Annotated in this window: 5 protein-coding genes; 4 read left to right on the top strand and 1 reads right to left on the bottom strand. The window is 62.6% G+C overall.

What is annotated here, in order from left to right; translation table 11 throughout:
- Positions 1–727: PrpR N-terminal domain-containing protein (locus tag WCA53_RS21085; RefSeq protein ID WP_423915208.1), on the bottom strand; the 727-nt coding region annotated here is incomplete at its 3' end.
- A gap of 196 nt (positions 728–923) precedes the next feature.
- Between WCA53_RS21085 and prpB the strand changes: the two genes are divergently transcribed.
- The 4 genes from prpB to prpF form a co-directional block, all read left to right on the top strand.
- Positions 924–1820 carry a methylisocitrate lyase gene (gene prpB, locus WCA53_RS21080; RefSeq protein ID WP_423915206.1) on the top strand — a complete coding sequence of 299 codons (897 nt, stop codon included), beginning with the start codon at positions 924–926 and terminating at the stop codon, positions 1818–1820.
- A 26-nt stretch (positions 1821–1846) separates the two neighbouring features.
- Positions 1847–3013, top strand: coding sequence for a bifunctional 2-methylcitrate synthase/citrate synthase (gene prpC, locus WCA53_RS21075; RefSeq protein ID WP_423915204.1), 1167 nt, complete (start codon positions 1847–1849; stop codon positions 3011–3013).
- 84 nt (positions 3014–3097) lie between these two features.
- Entirely contained in the window at positions 3098–5695 is a 2598-nt protein-coding gene (gene acnD / locus WCA53_RS21070; protein WP_423915201.1) for a Fe/S-dependent 2-methylisocitrate dehydratase AcnD, read from the top strand.
- An 82-nt stretch (positions 5696–5777) separates the two neighbouring features.
- Positions 5778–6856, top strand: a 1079-nt coding sequence (gene prpF / locus WCA53_RS21065) for a 2-methylaconitate cis-trans isomerase PrpF (protein ID WP_423915199.1), incomplete at its 3' end; no start/stop codon positions are given.

The following is a 6856-nucleotide window of genomic DNA, read 5'->3' as shown; positions in this document are numbered from 1 at the left end:
CACTAGCGGCATCGATGCCGAGCACCGTGGCCAAGCGCCGGTTGATCGCCTCGACCCTGCCCTGCGCATCGAGCGCGACGACGCCGTCGCGCATGTGCTGCAACAGGTTATCGAGCCGTTGACGGCGCAGCGCTTCACTTCGAGTCGCCTGCGCGACTTCGAGCGCCGTGTCGAACGCTGCACGCACCGATGCGCGCGAATAAAGAAACACCGCCTCCATGCCGGCACGCGCAGCGAGATCGGTGACGAGTCCGGGACCGACGACGGCACCCACTCCCCGATCGCGAAGATCGAGCACACAATTCTCCGCATCCTCCGCGGATTGATACGAGGCGAATATGACCTCAATACCGTAAGCGGCGGCGAACCGTCGTACCTCTTCTGGGGTTTCGCCATGGGTAACAAGGGCCACCGACGCCGATTCGCGCCGTGCCCGCGCAAGCGCGTGCATAACGTCGAAACCCGTCGGGTTGATCAGCACGACGGGGACGGCAACCCGGGACTTCAGATAAGCCCCGTTCGCGCCGCCCGCGACGACGACATCAGGCCGCGAGTCTCCCGCCGCGCTGATTTCCTTCACCGCATCCTCGAAGCCACGCGACACGATGCGCAGATCGGCGCGTCCGCCGTACTCGTCCGCAAGGTCCACAAACAAGTCACTTAGTCGGCTTATACCCATCGCCCAAAGGCGAGGGCGCTCACTGGAATCGGAGTTTTGGGGCGTCATAATAAATAGGCCGAACAGAAATGGGGGGTGCGCTCATTATGCATCCGCGTTTCGAATGTGAAACCGAAATTTCAGTATCGCAATGCAATGCGCTTCACGTCACTCCACAATTCTCATTAAAATCAAATAGTTAAATTAGTCATCACGCTTGGCCCACGTTTTGCTTATATGAGTGCACCTTTATTGGAGCGAACAATTGATTTCAGCTAAACAGGAACCCACTAGTGCCGGCGCGCGTTTTCGCGTGGCGGTCTCTGAAGGACAGCCCTTGCAGGTCGTCGGCGCAATCACTGCTTACGCCGCAAAGATGGCCGAAGCTGTCGGTTTCAAGGCGCTCTACCTGTCGGGCGGCGGCGTGGCGGCAAATTCCCTCGGCATCCCCGATCTCGGCATCAGCACGATGGACGACGTGTTGACCGACGCACGCCGTATCACCGACGCGTCGAACCTGCCGCTGCTCGTCGATATCGACACGGGCTGGGGCGGCGCTTTCAACATCGCGCGCACGGTGCGCTCGTTCATCAAGGCGGGCGTCGCGGCCGTGCATCTCGAAGACCAGGTTGGCCAGAAGCGTTGCGGTCACCGGCCGGGCAAGGAAGTCGTGCCAATCGATGAAATGGTCGATCGCGTGAAAGCCGCGGTCGATGCACGCACCGACGACCAGTTCGTCATCATGGCCCGCACCGATGCAGCGGCGGCGGAAGGGATCGATGCGGCAATCGAACGCGCGGTGGCCTATGTCGAAGCCGGCGCCGACATGATCTTTCCCGAAGCAATGCGCTCGCTCGACGACTATCGCCGCTTCAAGGCCGCGGTGAAGGTGCCGATCCTGGCGAACCTGACCGAATTCGGGTCGACACCTTTCTTCACGACCGACGAGCTGCGCGACGCCAATGTCGACATCGCGCTCTACTGCTGCGGCGCGTATCGTGCGATGAACGCGGCGGCGCTCAACTTCTACCAGACGGTGCTGCGCGACGGCACGCAGAAAGCCGCCGTCGAAACAATGCAGTCCCGCGCCGACCTGTATCAGTATCTCGGCTATCACGCGTACGAAGACAAGCTCGACGCGCTGTTCGCCACGAAAAAGTAACCCCTACGCTGGAGACGACACATACCATGAGCGAAGTAGACAACAGCACGCCGGTTACCGGCACATTCAAACCCAAGAAGTCGGTCGCGCTGTCGGGCGTGACCGCGGGCAACACCGCGCTGTGCACCGTCGGACGCACGGGCAACGACCTGCACTATCGCGGCTATGACATTCTCGACCTCGCGGGCGCCTGCGAGTTCGAGGAAATTGCTCATCTGCTGGTCCACGAGAAGCTGCCGACGAAAGCCGAACTGACCGCGTACAAGGCCAAGCTCAAGTCATTGCGTGGATTGCCCGCCAACGTGAAGGCCGCACTCGAATGCGTGCCGGCGTCCGCACACCCGATGGACGTGATGCGCACCGGCGTGTCGGTGCTCGGCACGGTGCTGCCCGAGAAGGACGACCACAACATCGCCGGCGCGAAGGATATTGCCGATCGCCTGATGGCGTCGTTCGGCTCAATGCTGCTGTACTGGTATCACTATTCGCATAACGGCAAGCGCATTGAGGTGGAAACGGACGACGACTCCATCGGCGGGCATTTCCTGCATCTGCTGCACGGCGTGGCGCCCTCGAAGTCGTGGGTCGACGCCATGCACGTTTCGCTGAACCTGTACGCCGAGCACGAGTTCAACGCATCGACGTTCACAGCTCGCGTGATCGCGGGCACGGGCTCGGACATCTATTCGGCGATCACCGGCGCAATCGGCGCACTGCGCGGCCCGAAGCATGGCGGCGCCAACGAAGCCGCGTTCGACATTCAATCGCGCTATCAGACGCCCGACGAAGCCGAGAGCGATATCCGCCGGCGCGTCGAGAACAAGGAAGTCGTGATCGGCTTCGGCCATCCGGTGTACACGATCTCCGATCCGCGCAATGTCGTGATCAAGGAAGTGGCAGAGAAGCTTTCGAAGGAAGCGGGCAACACGAAACTCTTCAGCATCGCCGAGCGGCTCGAATCCGTGATGTGGGAGGCGAAGAAGATGTTCCCGAACCTCGACTGGTTCAGCGCGGTGTCGTATCACATGATGGGCGTGCCCACCGCGATGTTCACCCCGCTCTTCGTGATCTCGCGCACGTCAGGCTGGGCCGCGCATATCATCGAGCAGCGCATCGACAACAAGATCATTCGCCCGAGCGCGAACTACACGGGGCCTGAAGACCTGCCCTTCGTACCGCTCGCGAAGCGCTGACAGTCAAAAAGGGATAGTTTATCGGCAAGGCCTTGATCGCCAAACCGGCAACTATCCCGATCATTACTTTTTCTTCCCCACGGTATGAATACTGCAAACCGCAAACCCCTACCCGGCACGAAGCTGGATTTCTTCGACACGCGCGCCGTAGTCGAAGAAATCCAGCCTGGTGCCTACGACAAGCTCCCGTACACGTCGCGCGTGCTCGCCGAGAACCTCGTGCGCCGTTGCCCGCCGGTCTCGCTCGCCGCATCGCTCAGGCAGATCGTCGAACGCAAACGCGATCTGGACTTTCCCTGGTTTCCGGCGCGCGTCGTGTGCCACGACATTCTTGGCCAGACCGCCCTTGTTGACCTGGCTGGCCTGCGCGATGCGATTGCTGCTCAAGGCGGCGATCCGGCGCTGGTGAACCCAGTGGTGCCGACGCAGCTCGTGGTCGATCACTCGCTCGCCGTCGAGTGCGGCGGCTTCGATCCAGACGCGTTCGAGAAAAACCGTGCCATCGAAGACCGTCGCAATGAGGACCGCTTCCACTTCATCGACTGGACGAAGAAGGCTTTCAGGAACGTCGACGTGATTCCGCCGGGCAACGGCATCCTGCATCAGATCAACCTCGAACGCATGAGTCCGGTCGTGCAGGTGAAGGACGGCGTGGCGTTTCCAGACACGCTCGTCGGCACCGACTCGCACACGCCGATGGTCGACGCGCTCGGTGTGCTCGCGATCGGCGTGGGCGGCCTTGAGGCCGAAAGCGTGATGCTGGGCCGGGCTTCGTATATGCGCCTGCCGGACATTGTTGGCGTCGAACTGAGCGGCAAGCCGGGACCCGGTATTACGGCCACCGACGTGGTGCTCTCGTTGACCGAATTCCTGCGCCGCGAAAAGGTCGTCGGCGCGTACCTGGAGTTCTACGGCGAAGGTACGGCGAACCTGACGCTCGGCGATCGCGCGACCATCGCGAACATGGCGCCCGAATTCGGCGCCACCGCCGCGATGTTCTATATCGACGAGCAGACCATCAAGTATCTCAAGCTCACCGGCCGTGACGACGAGTTGGTGAAACTGGTGGAAACGTACGCGAAGGAAGCCGGCCTCTGGGGCGAGACCCTCAAGAACGCCGACTACGAGCGTGTATTGAAATTCGACCTGTCCACAGTGGTTCGTACACTGGCCGGCCCGTCCAACCCGCACCGCCGGCTTCCCGTGTCCGAGTTGGCGGCGCGCGGCATCAGCGGCAAGGTCGAGAACGAGCCCGGCCTGATGCCGGACGGCGCCGTGATCATCGCCGCGATCACGAGTTGCACGAACACCAACAACCCGCGCAACATGATCGCCGCAGGGTTGCTGGCGCGCAACGCCAACCAGCGCGGCCTAACCCGCAAGCCGTGGGCGAAGACGTCGCTCGCACCGGGCTCGAAGGCCGTCACGCTGTATCTCGAGGAAGCCGGCCTGATGCCGGAACTGGAGCAGTTGGGTTTTGGCGTCGTGGCGTATGCCTGCACGTCGTGCAACGGCATGTCCGGCGCACTGGACCCCGTGATCCAGGAGGAAATTGTCGATCGCAATTTGTACGCGACCGCCGTGCTGTCCGGAAACCGCACTTTCGACGGCCGCATTCACCCGTACGCAAAGCAGGCATTCCTCGCCTCGCCGCCGCTGGTGGTCGCCTACGCCATTGCCGGCACGATCCGCTTCGACATCGAGAAGGACGTGCTGGGCATCGACGTCGATGGCAACCCGGTCAGGCTCAAGGACATCTGGCCGTCGGACGAAGAGATCGACGCGATGGTGGCCGCAAGCGTGAAGCCTGAGCAATTCCGTAAGGTGTACGAGCCGATGTTCGCGGTAGTCGCCGACACCGGCGAGCGTGTCGCCCCGCTTTATGACTGGCGCCCGCAGAGCACCTATATCCGCCGCCCGCCCTATTGGGAAGGCGCGCTTGCCGGCGAGCGCTCGTTGCAGGGCATGCGAGCGCTCGCCGTGCTGGGCGACAACATAACCACCGATCACCTGTCGCCGTCGAACGCGATCCTCGCCGACAGCGCCGCAGGCGAATACCTCACGAAGATGGGCCTGCCGGAAGAGGACTTCAACTCGTACGCGACGCATCGCGGCGATCACCTGACCGCCCAGCGCGCCACCTTCGCGAACCCGACGCTCCTCAACGAAATGGTGCTCGAAAACGGCAAGGTGAAGGCGGGCTCGCTTGCCCGCATCGAGCCGGAGGGCCGAGTGACGCGCATGTGGGAAGCTATCGAAACCTACATGGAGCGCAAACAGCCGCTGATCGTGATCGCGGGCGCGGACTACGGACAAGGCTCGTCGCGCGACTGGGCCGCCAAGGGCGTGCGTCTCGCGGGCGCGGAAGCGATCGTCGCCGAAGGGTTCGAGCGCATTCACCGCACAAACCTCGTCGGCATGGGCGTTTTGCCGCTGGAGTTCAAGCCCGGCGTGAACCGTACGACGCTGTGCATCGACGGTACGGAAACGTTCGATGTGATCGGCGAACGCAAGCCGCGCGCCGACCTGACGCTCGTGATACATCGCCGCAACGGCGAGCGTGTGGACGTGCCGGTGACCTGCCGCCTCGATACCGGGGAAGAACTCTCGATCTACGAAGCGGGCGGCGTGCTTCAGCGTTTCGCGCAGGACTTCCTCGAGTCGTCGCAGGCGGCTGCATAGCAACGCAATCCGGGCGGTAAACACAAAAGGGCGGTAGAGGCCTACCGCCCGGTTTCACCAGACAATCAAAGGACAACATTTAATGGCCCACGCACCCCAGATCAGGATTCCCGCGACCTACATGCGTGGCGGGACGAGCAAAGGCGTGTTCTTTCGCCTGCAGGATTTGCCTGAAGCCGCCCGCGTGCCGGGTCCGGCACGCGACGCGCTGCTCTTGCGCGTGATCGGCAGCCCCGACCCTTACGGCAAGCAAATCGACGGCATGGGTGGCGCGACGTCCAGCACCAGCAAGACGGTGATCGTCGCGAAGAGCAGCAAAGCCGATCACGACGTCGACTATCTGTTCGGTCAGGTTGCCATCGACCGTGCATTCGTCGACTGGAGTGGCAACTGCGGCAATCTCTCCGCTGCCGTGGGGCCGTTTGCGATCAGCAACGGACTAATCGATCCCGACCGCGTGCCGGATAACGGCGTGCTTACCGTGCGCATCTGGCAGGCCAATATCGGCAAGACGATCATCGCGCACGTGCCGATCACGAAAGGGGCCGTGCAGGAAACCGGCGACTTCGAACTCGACGGCGTGACCTTCCCGGCTGCCGAAGTGCAGCTCGAGTTCATGGACCCGGCTGCCGAGGAAGACGGTGCGGGCGGCGCGATGTTTCCCACGGGCAATCTCGTTGACGACCTCGACGTTCCGGGCGTCGGCACGCTCAAGGCCACGATGATCAATGCAGGAATCCCGACGATCTTCCTGAACGCGCAGGCGATCGGGTACACAGGCACGGAACTGCAGGATGCCATCAACGGCGATCCGAAAGCGCTAGCGATGTTCGAGACCATCCGCGCGCACGGCGCGGTTCGCATGGGCCTGATCAAACATATCGACGAGATCGCCAGCCGGCAGCACACGCCGAAAATTGCCTTTGTCGCGAGTCCCGCCCATTACGTCGCATCCAGCGGCAAACCGGTCGCCGCCGATGACGTCGATGTTCTCGTGCGCGCGATGTCGATGGGAAAACTTCATCACGCGATGATGGGAACGGCGGCCGTGGCGATTGGCACGGCGGCGGCAATTCCGGGAACGCTGGTGAGTCTCGCCGCTGGCGGCGAAGCGCGTGACACCGTGCGCTTCGGGCATCCGTCGGGCACGCTGCGCGTGGG

Origin of the sequence: Caballeronia sp., assembly GCF_049581465.1 — a bacterium.
GTDB lineage: Bacteria > Pseudomonadota > Gammaproteobacteria > Burkholderiales > Burkholderiaceae > Caballeronia.
This window is presented reverse-complemented; position numbering and strand designations above follow the sequence as displayed.

What these genes read in the sequence shown, in the direction of transcription:
- acnD (WP_423915201.1), top strand. Translation starts at nt 3,098, where the DNA reads ATGAATACTGCAAACCGCAAACCCCTACCCGGCACGAAGCTGGATTTC.
- prpC (WP_423915204.1), top strand. Translation starts at nt 1,847, where the DNA reads ATGAGCGAAGTAGACAACAGCACGCCGGTTACCGGCACATTCAAACCC.